This is a genomic window from Amycolatopsis oliviviridis (genome assembly GCF_014654365.1).
GTDB lineage: Bacteria > Actinomycetota > Actinomycetes > Mycobacteriales > Pseudonocardiaceae > Amycolatopsis > Amycolatopsis oliviviridis.
In genome coordinates this window covers 575,036-591,522 of the sequence record NZ_BNAY01000001.1, presented here as the reverse complement: position 1 = coordinate 591,522, position 16,487 = coordinate 575,036, and the positions used below count along the sequence as shown (strand labels likewise).

Sequence of the window (16,487 nt, the reverse complement as noted above, 5' to 3'; positions counted from 1 at the left end):
GCGGCCTGGAACCAGGATCGCCCGCCGACCGGGGCCGGCGGATCGGTCATCCGGCGGAGACGCCTCGACCGGTCGGCCTTTTCGGCACCGGCCTTTCGGCCGACCCAGGACGGCGGTGCAGCAGATCGAAGCGCGACCACATGGCCTCGGCCGCTTCGATGGACTCGCCGGTGCGGACCGGATCGACCGCCGCGAGCTGCGCGACGATGGCCTGCACCAGGCTCATGCCCGCGGTCAGCGACGGGAAGAAGGTCACGCCCTCGGCGGGCACCATCAGCACCTGTTCGACGGCGCCCGCCAGTGCGGGGCTGGCCGCGTCGGTGATCGCGAAGGCGCGGGCTCCCCTGGTCTTGGCTTCGTTCGCCGCGAGCACGGTGCTTTCGTACAGTCGCCAGAAACTGATCGCGATGAGCACGTCTTCGGAGGTGAGTTTCGCCGTGGCGTTGGCGAGTTCGGCGTCTCCCGCGGTGATCGCGTGGACGTCGTAACCGGCGAGCCGGGCGTTGTGCGCGAAGGCGATCCCGACGGCGGCGTAACTGCCGTCGGCGATGACGAGCGTGCGGCGCGCGGCAGCGACGGCTTCCGCGACGTTGCGGATCTCGTCCTCGGCGATCCGCCGGTTGAGCAGACCGAGGCTGTCGAGGTCGCGGCGCAGCGACGCCGATCCCGGCGAGTCGACGTCCCGGTGCTCCTCGGCCACCTGCGGCGCGCTCAGCGACGACATGTACCGCGCCCGCAATTCCTGTTGCAGCGCGGGCCAACCGGCGAACCCCAGCGCCTGCGCGGTGCGGGTGACCGTGGCGACGTTGACCCCGGCGAGCTGGGCGAGTTCGGCCGTCGACCCGAACGACGCCCGGCGCGGTTGCGAGACCAGCACTTCGAGCACGGCGGCCGACTTCGGCCGCAGGCCGCGTTCCGGCGTCCGATCCCGAAGCCACGCCTCGAATCCGTCGTCGATTCCCGTCTCTGTCACGCACGCCCTCCCTCGACCGCGTCACGGTAACGCATCGTGCCCGGCGAACCACTTGCAACAACCATTGCAGTTTTGTCGAAACGCAGTATACGTTGTCCGCACTCCTCGTCGCCCGAACCACGGAAGGCGTTCCCCATGACGCTTCTGGCACGACTGGACCGGCTCCCGCTGAGCCGTCCCCATTACAAACTCCTGCTCATCGGCGGGCTCGGTTACACCTTCGACGGCATGGACTCCGCCGTGGTCGCCTTCCTCCTGCCGAGCGCGAAAGCCGCCTGGGGCCTCGACAACGGGCAGCTCGGGCTGATCGGTTCGGCGACGCCGTTCGGCTTCCTCTTCGGCGCGATCGCCGCCGGCCTGCTGGGCGACCGCATCGGCCGCAAGAAGGTCATGATGTACGCGCTGGCCTTCTACGCGGTGTTCTCCGTCCTCGCCGCCTTCTCCCCCAACTACGAGATCTTCCTGGGCGCCCGGGTGCTGGCCGGGGCGGGCGCGGGCGCCGAAAGCGCGATCATCGCGCCGTTCCTGTCGGAATTCGTCCCCGCCAAACGGCGCGGCTGGTTCGTCGGCGCGCTCGCCGGGTTCTTCTCGTTCGGGTTCGTCATGGCCGCGCTGATCGGCCGGTTCGTCGTCCCGACGGTGCCGGAAGGCTGGCGGGTCGCGCAGCTGATCACCGCGCTGCCGATCGTCATGCTGCTGTGGTGGCGCCGCTCGCTGCCCGAATCACCCCGGTTCCTGGTCGCGAACGGACGTCACGCCGAGGCCGAGAAGATCGTCGCGAAACTGGAGCGGGACGTCGAAAAGGCGACAGGACAGGAACTCCCGGCCGTCGCTCAAGCCGACGCCCAGCCCGCCACGGAAACCCCCAAGGTCAACCTCTTCAGCGCGCTGAAGTTCCTGTGGAGCCCGGCGATGGCGCGGCGCACCGCGGTGATCTGGACCGTGTGGTTCGTGATCACCTTCTCCTACTACGGTTTCTTCTCCTGGATCCCGACGCTGCTCGTCGAACGTGGAATCACGGTGACCAAGAGCTTCGAGTTCTCGATCATCATCTACCTGGCGCAGATCCCCGGGTACTTCTCCGCGGCGTGGCTTTCGGAGCGGCTCGACCGCAAGCACACCATCGCGCTGTACCTCGCGGGTTCGGCGGTGAGCGCGTTCTGGTTGAGCCAGATGGACGCTCCGTGGTCGATCACCCTCGCCGGGGCAGTGCTGTCGTTCTTCCTCAACGGCACTTACGCCGGTGTGTACTCCTACACCCCCGAGGTGTTCCCGACCTGGATCCGCGCCAGCGGGACCGGGCTGTCCAGCGCGTTCGGCCGGGTCGGCAGCATCCTGGCCCCGACGATCATCGGCCTTTCGGCGGCGAGCCTCGGTTTCGCCGGCGTCTTCGGCCTGACCACCGCCGTCCTGGCGGCCGGGGTGGTGTGCGTGGTCGTGTTCGGCCTCTCCACCGCCGGCCGTTCCCTGGAAGAACTGACCGAACACGGCAAGCCCGTGGAGACCGCGAAGGAGATGACGAAGTGACCGTGTCACTGTCCACTGTGGAGGACAAGACCCGGGCCACCATCGGCGTACGGCTGTTCACCGTGCTGGCGTGGGTGCCCGAACGGCGAGCGCTGCGGCGGGTGCACAGCAGCCACCCGCACGCCTACCCGGTCGGTGGCGAGAAGACCGTCGAGGTGGCGGCGGGCTGGCTGGAGCGGTGCATCACCGGGCAGGAGCCCTATTTCGGTCCCGACAGGGCGGCCGTGCGGGAGATCTTCGCCGACCACGAGCTCATCGACAGGCTCGGCTGCGGCGCGGTGATCAACGTGCCGGTGGTGGACGACGGCCGCACGCTCGGCGTCCTCAACATCCTCGACGCCGAAGGCAGCTACGACGACGATTCCGTCGCGGCGGCCCGATCTCTGGCACCGTTGGCGGTCCCGGCTCTGCTCGAACTCCTGGAGGAAACCCGATGACCGGATCGCTACTGCTGCGCAACGCCCGTCTGCTCGACCCGGTCAAGGGCGAGTACACCGAAGGGGACCTCCGGTGCGCCGACGGACGGATCGTCGAGATCGGCTCCGGCCTCAGCGCCGGTGACGTGCTTACCGAAGATCTGCGCGGCGCGTTCGTACTGCCCGGTCTCGTCGACGCCCACGTGCACGTGACCGCGTCGACAGCGGACCTGGGCTCGCTCCCCGCGTCGTCGCCTTCCTACGTGACCGCGCACAGCGCCCGCACGATGAGCCGGATGCTGGACCGGGGTTTCACCACGGTCCGGGACGCTTCCGGCGCCGACTACGGCCTCGCCGACGCACAGGCCGAGGGCCTGTTCCGGGGTCCGCGCCTGCTGTTCTGCGGACGTGCGCTCAGCCAGACCGGCGGGCACGGCGACAGCCGGACCCGCGGTGCCAACGTCAGCGAGGACCACCCGTGCTGCGCGGGTCTCAGCAGGGTCGCCGACGGTGTCGACGCGGTCCGCGCCGCGGCGCGCGACGAACTGCGCAAGGGCGCGCACCACATCAAGGTGATGGCCTCGGGCGGCGTCGCCTCCCCCACCGACCGGATCGACTCGACGCAGTACTCCGCCGACGAACTGCGCGCGATCGTCGAGGAGGCGGAGTCGGCCAACCGCTACGTCGCCGCCCACGCCTACACCGCCCGCGCGGTGAACCGGGCGCTGGAACTGGGCGTGCGGTCGATCGAGCACGGCAACCTGATCGACGACCTCAGTGTCGAACTGTTCCTCCGGCACGACGCCTACCTCGTGCCCACCCTGGTCACGTACTGGGCGCTGAAAGAGGAAGGGCGCGAGCACGGGTTGCCGGAATCCAGCTGGCGCAAGGTCGACGACGTCCTCGGCGCGGGCATGGCCGCTTTGGAGCGAGCCGTCCGCGGCGGGGTGAAACTGGTGTACGGCACCGATCTGCTCGGCGGCATGCACCGGCACCAGAACCACGAGTTCCGGCTGCGCGGCGAGGTCCAGTCCCCGCTGGAGGTGATCCGCTCCGCGACGTCGACGGCGGCGGACCTGCTGAACCTGACCGGCGAGATCGGCACCCTGGCCACCGGCGCGCACGCGGACCTGCTCGTCGTGGACCGGGATCCGCTGGAGGACATCGGCGTCCTGGCCGAGCCGGAGAAGTTCCGGCACATCGTCCAGGCCGGGACGATAGTCTCCGCCTGACGCGTTTCGTCCTCTGAAGGCGGTAGTTGCGCGCGCAAGGATCGCATTCAGAGGACGAAACGCGGGTGCGGCGAAGGGCGCTTTCCCCACGTCCTACGCGGGGAAAGTCCCCTTCAGCCCAGCTAGAGGACGAATCCCGCGGGGAACGGATCGTCCGGGTCCAGCAGGTAGGTGGCGTTGCCGGTGATCCACGCGCGCCCGGAGAACTCCGGCACCACGGCGGGGACACCTCCGACGGTGGTCTCGGCGACCAGTTCGCCGGTGAACGTGGTGCCGATGAACGAACTGTTCTCGAACGGCGTGTGCAGCGGCAGCTCGCCGCGGGCGTGCAGCTGGGCCATCCGGGCCGAGGTGCCGGTGCCGCACGGCGACCGGTCGAACCAGCCAGGATGGATCGCCATCGCGTTCCGGGAAGCGCGGGCGTCCGAACCGGGCGCGAGGAACTGGACGTGCTTGCAGCCGCCGATCAGCGGATCCGCCGGATGCTTCGGACGGCGCTGCTCGTTGATCGCCGCCATGATGTCCAGCCCCGCGGCGAGGATCCGGTCCTTCTCCGCCCTGTCGAACGGGATGTCCACTTGGGACAGTTCGAGGATGGCGTAGAAGTTCCCGCCGTAGGCCAGGTCGTAGCGCACCTCGCCGAGGCCGGGCACCTCGACGACGGCGTCGCGCTCGGCGAGGAACGAGGCGACGTTGCGGAGCTTGACGCGTTCCGCGCGGCCGTCCCGGACGTCGACCTCGGCGTGCACGAGCCCGGCCGGGGTGTCCAGGCGCACCACGGTCTTCGGTTCGGTCACCTCGACCATGCCGGTCTCCACCAGCACCGTCGCCACGCCGATCGTGCCGTGCCCGCACATCGGCAGGCAGCCCGACACCTCGATGTACACCACGCCCCAGTCGGCGTCCGGCCGGGTCGGCGGCTGCAGGATCGCGCCGCTCATCGCGGAGTGGCCGCGCGGCTCGTTCATCAGGAACCGCCGCAGGTGGTCCAGATGCTCCATGAAGTACCGGCGGCGTTCGGCCATCGTGTCGCCGGGGATGACGCCGACCCCGCCGGTCACCACCCGGGTCGGCATGCCCTCGGTGTGCGAGTCGACGGCGGTGATCGACCGGATCGACCGCACCTACGCCACCCCCAGCGAGGTGAGCGCGCGGCGCATGTCGGCGGTGACCTGCTCGTGGTGTTCGCCGGTGAGCGGGCCCCGCGGCGGACGGCACGGCCCGCCGTAGCGGCCGACGAGGTCCATGCCGAGCTTGATCGCCTGGACGAACTCGGTGCGCGAATCCCAGCGGAACGCGGCCACCAGCGGCTCGTAGAGCGCCCTGGCCTCGTCGAGCTTCCCGGCCCTCGCCAGCTCGAACAGGCGCACCGACTCGGCCGGGAACACGTTGGGGAAACCGGCGAACCAGCCCGTCGCACCCATCAGGAGACTTTCCAGCACGACGTCGTCGGCGCCGCTGATCACGTCGAGACCCGGCGCCTGTTCGCGGATCTCCAGCACCCGCCGCACGTCACCGGAGAACTCTTTGACCGCGACCACGTTGTCGATCTGCGCGATCTCGGCCAGCAGCGCCGGGGTGAGATCGACCTTGGTGTCGATGGGGTTGTTGTAGACCATCACCGGCAGCCCGACCGACGCCACCGCATCGAAGTGCGCGAGCACCTCGCCGCGGTTCGCGCGGTACATCGTGGGCGGCAGGCACAGCAGGCCGCCGGCGCCGTCCTCGGCCGCGACCTCGGCCCAGTGCCTGGCCTGGTGTGATCCGGGGCCGTGCACGCCGACGACGACGATCCCGTCCTTCCCGACGGTCTCGATCGCGGTGCGGGCGACGCGGCGGCGTTCCTCGTCGGTCAGCGAGGAGTACTCGCCGAGGGAACCGTTCGGGCCGACGCCCCGGCAGCCGTTGTCGATCAGCCACCGGCAATGCGCGGCGTAGGCGTCGTAATCCACGGCGAGCCCGGCGGGCGCCGAGTCGTCCGCCCGGTACGGGAGGGCGGTCGCGACGACGACGCCACCGAGGTCGGGGGTGCTCATTCAGGGTCTCCTTCGGTTCGGGCGGCGAGTTCGCCGAGCCGGATCGGCTGGGCGATGGGGCGGTGGTGCCGTTCGGTGGCACCGCAGAGTTCGGACACGGCCGGGCCGCACATCCGGCCCTGGCAAGGGCCGAGGCCGGCCCGGGTGCCGAGTTTGAGGGCGTGCGAGCCGGGACAGGCCGCGTCCCGGGCCGCGCGGGTCAGTTCGCCGTACGTGGTTTCCTCGCACCGGCAGACGATCGTGTCTTCGCGTAACCAGTCCCGCCAGGCTGAGCCGATCGGGTGCGCCGTGGCGAGGCGCTCGGCGAAGGTGAGGGCGCGGTCGCGTGCATGGATCAAGGCCGGCGCGGGCTCTCCCCCGGCGGCGACGCATCCCGCCACGGCACCCTCGGCCACGGCGGTGATCGCGCCGCCGATACCGGTGATCTCGCCCGCGGCGAACACACCGTCCACTGTGGTCCGTTGCGCGTCGTCGACCCGGACGAAACCACCGTCCAGGACACAGCCCGCGGCGACGGCCAGTTCCGGCTGCGGGACGAACCCGTGCCCGACGCAGACCGCGTCGACCTCGTGGGTCCGCTCGGTGCCGGGGACGACCGACCAGTCCGCGCGGACCTTCGCGGTCACGACCTCGCGGACCCGGTCCGTGCCGCGGGCTTCGATCACGGTCCGGCCCAGCCGGTACGGGACGCGATGGCGGGCCAGCGTCGCGGCGTACCGCGCCAGTTCAACGGCTTTGCCGAGGTGGGCGGCCAGGCGCCACGGGCGGGCCGACCATCCTTTTCGGACGGTCGCGAACGGGTTCGCCTCGAGGACCGCGACCACCTCGGCCCCGACGCCCAGCAACGATTCCGCGACCGGCAGCAGGAACGGCCCGGCCCCGGCGACGAGGACCCGCTTACCGATCGCGACCCGCTCCCCCTTCGCCAGCGCCTGCGCCGCGCCCGCCGTGTACACGCCGGGAAGTTCCCAGCCGGGGAACGGCAGGGTGCGGTCGTGCGCGCCGGTCGCCAGGACCAGCGCGTCCGGGACCAGGGTCAGCCGTCGCCGTCCACTGCCGTCGGACTGGCCTCGCAGCACGTGCAGGCGGTTCTCCACCCGGTCGAACGCCCAGACGGTGGACCCGGGCCACCACCGGCACCGGGGATGGGCGAGCAGGCGGCGGCGCCGGTCGAACTCCGGACTGCTGTGCCCTGCCGCGTAGCCGTCCAGCGGCTTACGGTGGTACTGGCCGCCGGGCGTTTCCGCCTGGTCCAGCACCGTGACCTGGGCGCCGGCCCGCAAGGCGTGCTCGGCCGCCGCGAGCCCGGCGGGCCCGGCACCGACGATCACCACTTGCCTGCTCACGCGTGCTCCTCCCGGGTCTGGGTGCGGATCTCGTCGCCGTCGGCGGCCGGACGACGGCACGCGCGGACGTCGGGCACGTCATTGACCGTGAGCAGGCAGTCGAAGCACGCGCCGATCCCACAGAACACGCCGCGGGGCGCGCCGGAACGCGTCGCACGCCAGGAGATCCGTCCCGCAGCGAGCAAAACTCCCGCCACGCTCTGGCCCGCGATCCCGGTCAGGGGTTCGCCGTCGACGGTGATCCGGATCGGCCGGTCGCTCATGCGGCCACCACCGCCGGACGATCCACGGTGAATTCCTCGACCGGCATCGCGGGCTCCGTCCCGGTGAGCAGTTCGCGCAGCAGCCGCGCGGTGCCGACGCTCAGCCCGATACCGGCGCCCTCGTGCCCGGTGGCGTGCCAGAGGTTCGCCAGCCGTGGATCCTCGCCGAGCACCGGGAGATGATCGTCGACGTAGGGCCGGAACCCGCCGTACGCCCGCATCACCGCGACGTCGGCGAGCGACGGGAACAACTTCAGTGCCTTGACGGCGATGGCGCTCAGCACGTCCGGGCGGATCGCGTCGTCGAACTCCACCCGGCGGCGGGACGAGCCGATCAGCACGGTGCCGCCCCAGGTCGACTCGACGACGGCGGAGGTCTGGAGCTCGCCCGAATCGGCACCGACCGCGCCGACGTAATCGGCGTCGTACACCTTGTGCCGGATGACGCCGGGCATCGGCGTGGTCACCAGCACCTCGCCCCGGCGCGGGCGGATCGCGATCGGGGCACCGAGCAGCGCCGACACCTGACCGGCCCACGGACCCGCCGCGTTCACGACGACGTCGGCCTCGATCACCTCGCCGGGCACGTTGACCCCGGTGATCCGTCCCTTGTGGACGGTCGCGCCGACGACCTCGGTGTCGGACCGCAGCCGGGCGCCGTGCCGCAGCGCGGACCCCAGCAGGGCCAGCGCCGCGCCCGCGGGCTGGACCTGAGCGTCCTCCGGGTAGTGGAACGCGGCGGTCACCTCGCGGGTCACCGCAGGTTCCGCTTCGGCGAGTTCCTTTGGCGACAACGGTTCCGCGCGGACACCGGACTGCGTCGCGGCGAACGCGCTGAGGGCGCGGGCGCCGTCGTCCGTGGTGGCGACCACGATGCCACCTTTGGGGTCGTACTCGATCGCCGAGGCGGCAAGCGCGTCCTCGTCGGCGATCTCGGCGACCACCTGAGGCCACAGGGCCGTCGACAGCTTCGCGAGTTCGAGCTCGGCGCCGGGTCCCTTGTCGGAGACGAGGATGTTGCCCTCGCCGTGCGAAGTGGTGCCCCCGGCGGGACGGCCGCGATCCACGACCACGACGTCGAAGCCCGCCCGGCTCAGCTCACGGGCACACGCGGCGCCGATGATGCCGGCGCCGAGTACGACCACGCGCGTTCGGTTCATCGCACCTCCAGCGTTCGGTAAAACGAACGATCGGAGAGTAGGTTCCTCCCCGGAGGAGTGTCAATACCTCGGGAGCGGTCAGCCCTTCATGACCGGATGCGGCCTGCCGTCGAGCCGTTCGTCGGCGCGGTACTGCAGCAGCAGGACCGAGTGCACCGGGCCGTCGGAAGCGGTGTAGCAATGCGGCTCACGGGCGTCGAAGGCGACGTAATCCCCCGGGCCGACCTCGACGGTCCTGCCCGCCACCTCGACCTTCAGCGAACCGGACTGCACGACGGTGTGCTCGATCCCGACGTGCCCCTGCGAACGCTGCGGCGCGTCGCCGCGCACCACCTGGTCGTAGACCTCGAAGACGCCCTCACCGGTCTCGATCCGCCGCAACGGCCGGAGATCGACGCCCTCGCCGCTGAGCACCTCGACGTCGGCGCCGCGCACCACGGTGAGCGCGCCACCGGCCCGATGGTCGAGCAGGTCGGAGATCGCCACCTCCAGCACCCTGGACAGGCTGAACACGGTCTCGATGGTCGGATTGCCGCCGCCGGACTCCAGCTGCGACAGCGTCGCCTTGCCGATGCCCGACCGTCGCGACAGCTCGGACAGCGAGATCCCCCGCGCCGCCCTGGCCGCACGCAGGTTGACCGCCAGCATGTCCCGGATCGAGGGCGTCTCGTCCTCCACCACTTCTCCCCTGTCGTTCGTCAAACCGTACGACCGGAGGGGCGAATCGTTCGCTTTGCCGATCGAGTTCGCGGACATCATGACACGCCGTCCGGCGGGGAGGGCATAGCCGCGGCCGATGGGGCGACGCGATGGTGGGCGGCTCCGGTCGCGATGAAACTCCTTCACCAACCGGTGTGTCACCGTCGACACAGGGTCACGGGCGCACCGTCGTTCCCTCCAGCGAGGAGATTCCCGTGCAGCTGATCCGCAGATCCGCGAGCCGACGGCTTCGAGCGTTCGGCGCGGTGCTCGTCACCACCCTCGGGCTGACCGCGTTCGCGGCCGCCACGCCGGCGACGGCGGCCGCGAACGCCTGTCTCACCGGCACACTCGCCTTCGACCATCTCGACGCCGAAGCCGGGACGAGCAAACCCGTGCGCACCCAGGTGGCCCGGAACGCGAACTGGGAACTGTGGGGACGCACCGGTTCCGGTGCGACGAACAGACTCGCCACGGGCATCACCGGCGCGTCCGACGGCCGGTTCACCGCCTGCCACACCGCTTCCCTCGCCGAGGCCTACGTCCGGTTCCGGTCGAGCAGCACCTCGATGTGGCGGGTCGTCAAGGCCGCGAACGACACCACCGACTACAGGTTCGACTCGGCCCGCCGCACGAACGTGTCCGGCACCCAGGACCTCGGCACGGTGAAGGTGCCGTCCGCGCTGCAGCGGGCGTGGAAGGTGGTGGACACGCTCAACGTCCTCTACTGGAAGCGCGCGAACCCCGCTTCGTCCTGCTGGACCGGCCGCCAAGCCGACGGCCGCTGCGACCAGATCACGTTCGTCTGGGATCCGAAGGTCGCCGACGGCGGCTACTGGGACTACCCGAACACGAACTACGTCTTCCTCGGCGCGACGATGCCGGATTCGAAGCATCTCGTGCTCCACGAGGCCGGGCACTGGCTGCAATGGCAGCTCTACGGGCATGGTTTCCCCGTGGTCGACAACTGCAATCCGCACTACATCGAGAAGCACAGTTCGGAATCGTGCGCGTGGACCGAAGGCTTCGCCGACGCCGTCGCCGCCTATGCCCTCGGCGACTATCGCTACGTCTACGACAACGGCAGCTCCTACAGCTTCCGGAACGACGCCTCGACCCCCGGCTGGGACGCCGGGGACACCGTGCAGGGCCGGATCGGCTCGTCCCTGCTGGACCTGTGGGCGTCGAACGGGCCGGACGGCGGGAACTGGGACCGCACGATCGCGCTGATGACCCGCGACTTCAGCCAGGACTTCCGTGAGTACTTCACCGAGGACCGGCCCGCCGCCGGGCTGTCCACGACCGGGGCGGCCCAGCGGATCCTCGCCGGGCACACCATCTCGTACTGACGGGGACACCGGAGGGCCGGACTCGGGCCGGCCCTCCGGCGCTTCACCCCCTGGCCGCCCGGACCCAGGCGGTGATCTCGTCGGCGGTCGAAGGGAACCCGCCGGAAAGCAGTTCGTGCCCGGATCCGGTGACCACGACGTTGTCCTCGATGCGGACGCCGAGGCCGCGCAGCTCCGGCGGCACCGTCCGGTCACCGGCGTGGAAGTACAGACCGGGCTCCACCGCCAGCGCCATGCCCTCGACGAGCGTGCCCTCGCGGTAGGCCCCGGGACTCGCTGAGGCGCAATCGTGGACGTCCAGTCCGAGGAAATGGCCGGTCCCGCAGACGATGTACCGCCGGTGCTGCTGCCCGTCCGGCGACAGCGCCTCGTCCACCGACACCGGAAGCAGACCCCAATCGTGCAACCCCGACGCGAGCACGCCCAGCGCCGTCGTCTGGAAGGCGGCGAAGTCCTGACCCGGGCGCACCTCCGCCAGCGCCGCGAGATGCGCCTTGTACACCAGGTCGTAGACGTCGCGCTGGGCCGTGGTGAACTCGCCGCCGACCGGGAACGTGCGGGTGATGTCCGCCGTGTACAAGGAATCCAGCTCGACTCCCGCGTCGAGCAGCAGGAGGCTGTCCTCGGTCACCTGCCCGTCGCAGCGCGTCCAGTGCAGGATCGGCGCGTGCGGCCCGGCCGCGACGATGGAGGCGTAGCCGGGGCCGGTGCCCTCGGTGCGGGCACGCCGGTCGAAGGTGCCCTGCAGCCAGCGTTCACCGCCGCCGCGGACCGCTTCCGGCAGCGCGGCCAGCACGTCGGCGAATCCGAGCGCGGTGGCGTCGACGGCGTCGCGCAGCTGGCCGATCTCCCAGTCGTCCTTGATCCGCCGCAGGTCCGCGAGGACCGTCCGGAGCCGGTCGCTGTGGCCGAAGCCGTACGCGTCGAGCGCGGGATCGACTCCGGCGCCGACCAGGAAGCTCGGATTCCGTCCGCGCAAGCCGTGCGGGAGGTCCTCCAGCGGACGGCATTCGATGCCGAGTGCCTCGCCGTACGCGGCGGGCCCGGCGGCGGTGCCGACCCACAGCGGGCTGGTGTCGGCGTCGCCCACGAAGTCGGGCTCGTCCGGCTCGGCCGGGCGCGGGACGTACAGCGTGGCGTGGTGGCTGTCCCCCGCCGGGGTCAGCACCAGGATCGCGCCTTCGCGCTGGCAACCGGTGAGCCAGACGAAGTCGCTGTCGGCGCGGAAGCCGTGGTAGGTGTCGTTGGACCGCACGACGGCGCGACCGGCCGCGAGCGCGATCCGCTGCCCGGGCAGTTCCGCCGACAGCCTGCCGCGATGGGCGGCGGCGGCCTCGGCGCTCCCCGCCGGCACGTCGACGGTGGTGTCGGCGGGCTCCCAGCCGTCGCTGATCCAGTTCCGGAACCCCTTCGCGGCCAGCAGCGCGCGCAGATCCGGCCGGGTTCGGTCGCCGGTCATCGGCTCCCCCTTCAGGTAGACACGGTTCTGGTCGCACCTTCACACCGCGAGCGGCCCGGACGTAATGACCGGCGGCGATAGACTCCGCCTATGGCCCTGGAGATCCGGCACCTGCGGGCGATCTGCGCCATCGCCGAGGCGGGCAGCCTCTCGCAGGCCGCCGCCGCGCTGGGCATGTCGCAGCCGTCGCTGACCTCGCTGCTCCAGCGGCTCGAACGGCAGATCGGCGCGCCGCTGTTCGTCCGCAGCCACACCGGTGTCACCCCGACCCCGTTCGGCGAACAGACGCTGCGCCGCGCCCTGACCCTGCTCGTGGAATTCGACCGGTTCGAAAGCGACCTCCTCGGCGCGCTGGGCGACGGCCCCGTCCGGCTGGGATCGTCCCAAATGGACTGTCTGCCCACCTTCGTCGAGCAGCTGGACGGCGCGCTGCCGGGACTGGACGTGACCGTCCACCTGGAACCGTCGAGCGCGGTGCTGGCGCAGGCGCTGGCCCGAGCGACCCTCGACATCGCCGTCATCGCCATGTCCGACGACCAGGAAGTGCCGCTGGCGAAGCATTTGGGACACCGGGTGCTGTTCTCGTGGGTGCCCGTCTTCATCGGCCTTCCCGCCCGGCACCGGCTCGCCGGCGCCTTCGAAGTCGACCTCGCCGATCTCGCGGACGAAGCGTGGATCGGACCACCCGGCCCCGAGGACGGCTCGCTGACGTCACTGCGCGCGGCGACGCATCGCGCCGGGTTCACCCCGCGGATCCGCTTCGAATGCCCCAACGGCGGCGGGCGGAACCTGATCGCCGCCGGGCAAGCCGTGCAGCTCGTGGAACCCACGGCGCCCGAACTGCCGGGCATGGTCGTCCGGCCGCTCAAGGGCGACCCCATGCGGATGCGGCTGGTGCTGGCGTGGCGCAAGGAACGGCTGACATGGGATCAGGCGGAGAACGTGTACCGCGCGATGATGACGTCGTACACGCGGCACGCGATGGCGTCGACCCCGTTCCGCACGTGGTGGGAACGGCGGCGAAGTTCCCGGTCCGGGGACGGGCTGGTGGACTTCTTCCGGGTGGCCGGGTCGTGAGGGCGGCGGAGGCTCTGGGCCTGATCTCGGTTTCCGGATGTCATGAAAGGGCCGTTCAGGACGAAAAACGTCTTGAACGGCCCTTTCATGACACGCGCTGCCGTTCGGTGCGGAGCCGGTCAAACTTTCCGTGAAGGCCTCCTTGAGGGACTCCGGGGCTCTCAAGGTGGTCTTCACGGCAGCCGGAAGCGCTACCCCCATGAACACCAGTTGAGGGGTAAGGCAAAAGTGGCAAGGTTCGCTTGCCGGTGTGCCGGCTCCGGATGTTGCGAAAGCCACTTTCACAACCTTCAACGTTGCGAAAGTGGCTTTCGCAACACCGCAGTCTCGCCAGGTCGTATCGGGGCCGAGGGGGACCACAGCTCGGTACAGGTGGTCGTGAGTGGCAAGTGACGTTCTAACGGCACTTGCCACTCACGACCACCTGTACCGAACTCGGCCCACCGCCAGGAAACCACCGCTTTCGAACAACCTGTAACCCGATCCGGCCCGGCGGCGATTGACCTCCCGTACCGGGCGAACGGAGACGGGAGATGATGACGCAACGGTTGTGGCTGGGGCTGGCGGTGGTCTACACGTGCACCGCCTTTGTCCAGCTCTACCTTCTCGCCAGCACCGGCGCCGTCTGGGCCGGGACACTCACCGCGGCCGGCTTCGTGGCGGCACTTCTGTGCGTCTTCGCCGCTTGGAAGGCCTCGAAACGAGAACGGGACGATACAACGAAAGTCGACTCGCACCAACCCTAGCGACCGGGATACGGGGCGGCCCACGTCTCCTCTTCGAGGCCGACGCCGTTGGCCACGTAGGCGATCGTCCGGTACCAGCCGGCCAGGACGAGGAACTCCAGCAGCTGCGAAGCCGGATAGTGCTCGGCGAGCGCGGCCCACGCGTCGGCGGAAACCGTTGCCGTGTCGTGGAGTTCGTCGACGGCGACGATCAGCGCACGCTGCCGCCCGGACCACGCCGGGTGCGTGGAGCCGCCGGTCACGGTCGCCTCGACCTGCGCCGCCGTCAGCCCGACCTCCGACGCGAAGACAGCCGCGTGGACACCCCATTCGTAGCGGCAACCGCAGCGCGCGGTCACCCGCGCGATGACGATTTCCCGGTCCAGCGCGGGGAGTTCGCCGTGCGCGAGCACCCCCGCGCCGAGAACACGCATCCGCGACGCCAGTTCCGGACTGTGCTGCAGCAACCGGAAGAGCGCCAGTGGTTCCCGAGCCACACCGGGCGGCATCCATTTCCGGAGAGCCTGTTCGACGTCCGCCTCGTAGGGCGGGGTGAGCGGTGCGATACGTGCCATGGACCACCTCGGGTGCTTCGATTTTCGAACCACTATGCTGCTTCGAAAGTCGAAGCACAAGGGGGTGGCATGCCCGAGGACCCGATCCCGCGGCCCGGACGACCGGTCCGCGGCTCCGAAACCGGCCGTCCGCTCATGGCCGCACTCGATCTGCTCGGGCGCCGGTGGACCCTGCGGGTGATCTGGGAACTACGCGAGGGCGAGGCCGGGTTCCGGGAACTGCAGCGGCGCTGCGAGCGCATGTCGTCGAGCGTGCTCGCCACCCGGCTCGGCGAGCTCACCGAAGGCCGCATCGTGGAAACCGGCGGGGAGGGTTACCGCCTGACACCGCTCGGCAGGCAACTCCTCGACGCGTTGCACCCGCTGGAGAACTGGGGCCTCGCCTGGGAAAAGGCCTTGCGCGAGTGACCATGCGCGAGGATGAATCATCCCACGCGGTATTGCCAGGTCCGGTGAGCAGCGTACGGTGAGCAGTACGTGAGGTTGAGTCCACCAGCCCGCGCGAACGACCCGCATGTCCGCGGCCCCGCCGCTTTCACAGGGCGACTTACCAGGGCGACGCGGCGGCGAGTTGACTTGCGCAGCCGTTGTGCAGGCTTACCCGTTGTCCGTCTCGTCCCCGGCTATCCGGGAGACCAGCAATGACCGACCGTATTCCCTTCACGCGGGGCAGCCGCGACGGCCCCGCCCTCCGCACCGTCATCCACCCCGGCGTTCCGCAACCGCGCCCGTCGGCGGAAAACCTCCTGCGGGTCCAGCGAACCCGATGGAGTGAAGATCTGCTCGTCGTCTCCGCGGCCGGCGAGATCGACCTCGCCACCGCCGGGCGGCTTGAGGACGCGCTCCTGCGCGACCTCCCCGCCGCCACGGTGCTCGACCTCACCGAGGTCAGCTTCCTCGGCGTCGCCGGGTTGCGGGTCATCGAATCCACCGCCGCCCGCGCCTGGATCGAACGCCGCACGACCGGGGTCGTCGCCGACACGCGGCCGGTCCTGCGGCTGCTGCACCTGTTCGGCGTCGAGGCCCGCATCCCGGTGTACCGCTACCTCGACAGCGCGATCCGCGAAGTCCCGAAAGCCTTGCCGACGCCGAACCCCTGAGCCGTCGCTCAGGATCCGGCGAGCGGCAGAAGCGTGGAAAGGCCCGTCTTCAGCGCCAATCGCCGGATCGTCGGCGACGGCAGGAAGCTCAGGTCGACCCCCTGGGTGGCGCACCGGTCGTTGATCCTGACCAAAGTCGCCAGCCCGGTGGAGTCGCAGAACTCCACGCCTTCGAGGTCGACGACGACCTTGCCGGGCACAGGTTCCAGCGCTTCTTCGAAGGTTTCCTTGAGATCCTCGGACGTCGTCAGGTCGATTTCGCCCGCCACCGCGATGACCACCTCGGCGCCATCGGGCCTGGCGACGGTCACCGAGAACGGAACTTCCCGGTTGTCGCCGTCTCCGCTCGTCACCGTCATCCACCCCTCACGATTCGGCACCCCGAAGACTCTCGAAGATATCGGATGGCGGCTCCCGACCGCGCGGCACACGCGTACCGATCCCGGCGGTGCCTTAGCCTGGACGGTGGATCCGGCGGTCGTGGACCGCGGCGGACGACGAGGAGAGCCCCGTGATGCCGATCGACGAGCCGGTGCGTGACAGCGGTGAA

17 protein-coding genes are annotated in these 16,487 nt (G+C 70.3%); 7 read left to right on the top strand and 10 right to left on the bottom strand.

Going from position 1 to position 16,487, the window contains the following annotated elements:
- Positions 1–46: 46 nt before the first annotated feature.
- Positions 47–973, bottom strand: coding sequence for a MurR/RpiR family transcriptional regulator (locus IE302_RS02255; protein ID WP_191251230.1), 927 nt, complete (start codon positions 971–973; stop codon positions 47–49).
- A 135-nt stretch (positions 974–1,108) separates the two neighbouring features.
- On the opposite strand from IE302_RS02255, the gene IE302_RS02250 reads away from it, so the two are divergent.
- Genes IE302_RS02250 through IE302_RS02240 form a run of 3 tightly spaced genes read left to right on the top strand, consistent with a single transcriptional unit; the run spans position 1,109 to position 4,148 of the window.
- Positions 1,109–2,500 carry an MFS transporter gene (locus tag IE302_RS02250; RefSeq protein ID WP_191251228.1) on the top strand — a complete coding sequence of 464 codons (1,392 nt, stop codon included), beginning with the start codon at positions 1,109–1,111 and terminating at the stop codon, positions 2,498–2,500.
- Entirely contained in the window at positions 2,497–2,937 is a 441-nt protein-coding gene (locus tag IE302_RS02245) for a GAF domain-containing protein (RefSeq protein WP_191251226.1), read from the top strand. The genes IE302_RS02250 and IE302_RS02245 overlap by 4 nt, the downstream gene beginning before the upstream one ends.
- Positions 2,934–4,148, top strand: a complete 1,215-nt coding sequence (locus tag IE302_RS02240; protein WP_191251225.1) for a metal-dependent hydrolase family protein — start codon at positions 2,934–2,936, stop codon at positions 4,146–4,148. The genes IE302_RS02245 and IE302_RS02240 overlap by 4 nt, the downstream gene beginning before the upstream one ends.
- Positions 4,149–4,270: 122 nt before the next feature.
- Here the strand turns inward: IE302_RS02240 and IE302_RS02235 are convergent, their stop codons facing one another.
- The 6 genes from IE302_RS02235 to IE302_RS02210 form a co-directional block, all read right to left on the bottom strand.
- Positions 4,271–5,272 carry a proline racemase family protein gene (locus tag IE302_RS02235; protein WP_191251223.1) on the bottom strand — a complete coding sequence of 334 codons (1,002 nt, stop codon included), beginning with the start codon at positions 5,270–5,272 and terminating at the stop codon, positions 4,271–4,273.
- Complete coding sequence (locus tag IE302_RS02230; protein WP_191251221.1) at positions 5,273–6,184, bottom strand: dihydrodipicolinate synthase family protein; 912 nt, start codon at positions 6,182–6,184, stop codon at positions 5,273–5,275.
- Positions 6,181–7,530 (bottom strand): FAD/NAD(P)-dependent oxidoreductase, encoded by a 1,350-nt coding sequence (locus tag IE302_RS02225; RefSeq protein WP_191251219.1) that lies wholly within the window; start codon positions 7,528–7,530, stop codon positions 6,181–6,183. Before IE302_RS02225 ends, IE302_RS02230 begins: the two co-directional genes overlap by 4 nt.
- Positions 7,527–7,793: a (2Fe-2S)-binding protein gene (locus tag IE302_RS02220; protein WP_191251217.1), complete on the bottom strand. Its 267-nt coding sequence runs from the start codon at positions 7,791–7,793 to the stop codon at positions 7,527–7,529. Before IE302_RS02220 ends, IE302_RS02225 begins: the two co-directional genes overlap by 4 nt.
- Entirely contained in the window at positions 7,790–8,953 is a 1,164-nt protein-coding gene (locus IE302_RS02215; RefSeq protein ID WP_191251216.1) for an NAD(P)/FAD-dependent oxidoreductase, read from the bottom strand. Before IE302_RS02215 ends, IE302_RS02220 begins: the two co-directional genes overlap by 4 nt.
- Positions 8,954–9,031: 78 nt before the next feature.
- Positions 9,032–9,631 (bottom strand): helix-turn-helix domain-containing protein, encoded by a 600-nt coding sequence (locus tag IE302_RS02210; RefSeq protein WP_191251214.1) that lies wholly within the window; start codon positions 9,629–9,631, stop codon positions 9,032–9,034.
- 236 nt (positions 9,632–9,867) lie between these two features.
- Here IE302_RS02210 and IE302_RS02205 point away from each other — a divergent pair, with 236 nt between their 5' ends.
- Positions 9,868–11,001, top strand: a complete 1,134-nt coding sequence (locus IE302_RS02205) for a metalloprotease (protein ID WP_191251212.1) — start codon at positions 9,868–9,870, stop codon at positions 10,999–11,001.
- Between the two features lie 43 nt (positions 11,002–11,044).
- Here IE302_RS02205 and IE302_RS02200 read toward each other — a convergent pair whose 3' ends face one another.
- On the bottom strand, positions 11,045–12,460 hold the full coding sequence (locus tag IE302_RS02200; protein ID WP_191251210.1) for an aminopeptidase P family protein: 1,416 nt from the start codon (positions 12,458–12,460) through the stop codon (positions 11,045–11,047).
- A 90-nt stretch (positions 12,461–12,550) separates the two neighbouring features.
- On the opposite strand from IE302_RS02200, the gene IE302_RS02195 reads away from it, so the two are divergent.
- On the top strand, positions 12,551–13,537 hold the full coding sequence (locus tag IE302_RS02195) for a LysR family transcriptional regulator (RefSeq protein ID WP_191251208.1): 987 nt from the start codon (positions 12,551–12,553) through the stop codon (positions 13,535–13,537).
- Between the two features lie 742 nt (positions 13,538–14,279).
- On the opposite strand, the gene IE302_RS02190 is transcribed toward IE302_RS02195, so the two are convergent.
- Positions 14,280–14,837: a carboxymuconolactone decarboxylase family protein gene (locus IE302_RS02190; RefSeq protein ID WP_191251206.1), complete on the bottom strand. Its 558-nt coding sequence runs from the start codon at positions 14,835–14,837 to the stop codon at positions 14,280–14,282.
- Between the two features lie 69 nt (positions 14,838–14,906).
- Here IE302_RS02190 and IE302_RS02185 point away from each other — a divergent pair, with 69 nt between their 5' ends.
- Complete coding sequence (locus IE302_RS02185; protein WP_191251205.1) at positions 14,907–15,245, top strand: winged helix-turn-helix transcriptional regulator; 339 nt, start codon at positions 14,907–14,909, stop codon at positions 15,243–15,245.
- 233 nt (positions 15,246–15,478) lie between these two features.
- Positions 15,479–15,937, top strand: a complete 459-nt coding sequence (locus tag IE302_RS02180; RefSeq protein ID WP_191251203.1) for an STAS domain-containing protein — start codon at positions 15,479–15,481, stop codon at positions 15,935–15,937.
- 8 nt (positions 15,938–15,945) lie between these two features.
- Here the strand turns inward: IE302_RS02180 and IE302_RS02175 are convergent, their stop codons facing one another.
- Positions 15,946–16,296 carry an STAS domain-containing protein gene (locus IE302_RS02175; protein ID WP_191253036.1) on the bottom strand — a complete coding sequence of 117 codons (351 nt, stop codon included), beginning with the start codon at positions 16,294–16,296 and terminating at the stop codon, positions 15,946–15,948.
- Between the last annotated feature and the right edge of the window lie 191 nt (positions 16,297–16,487).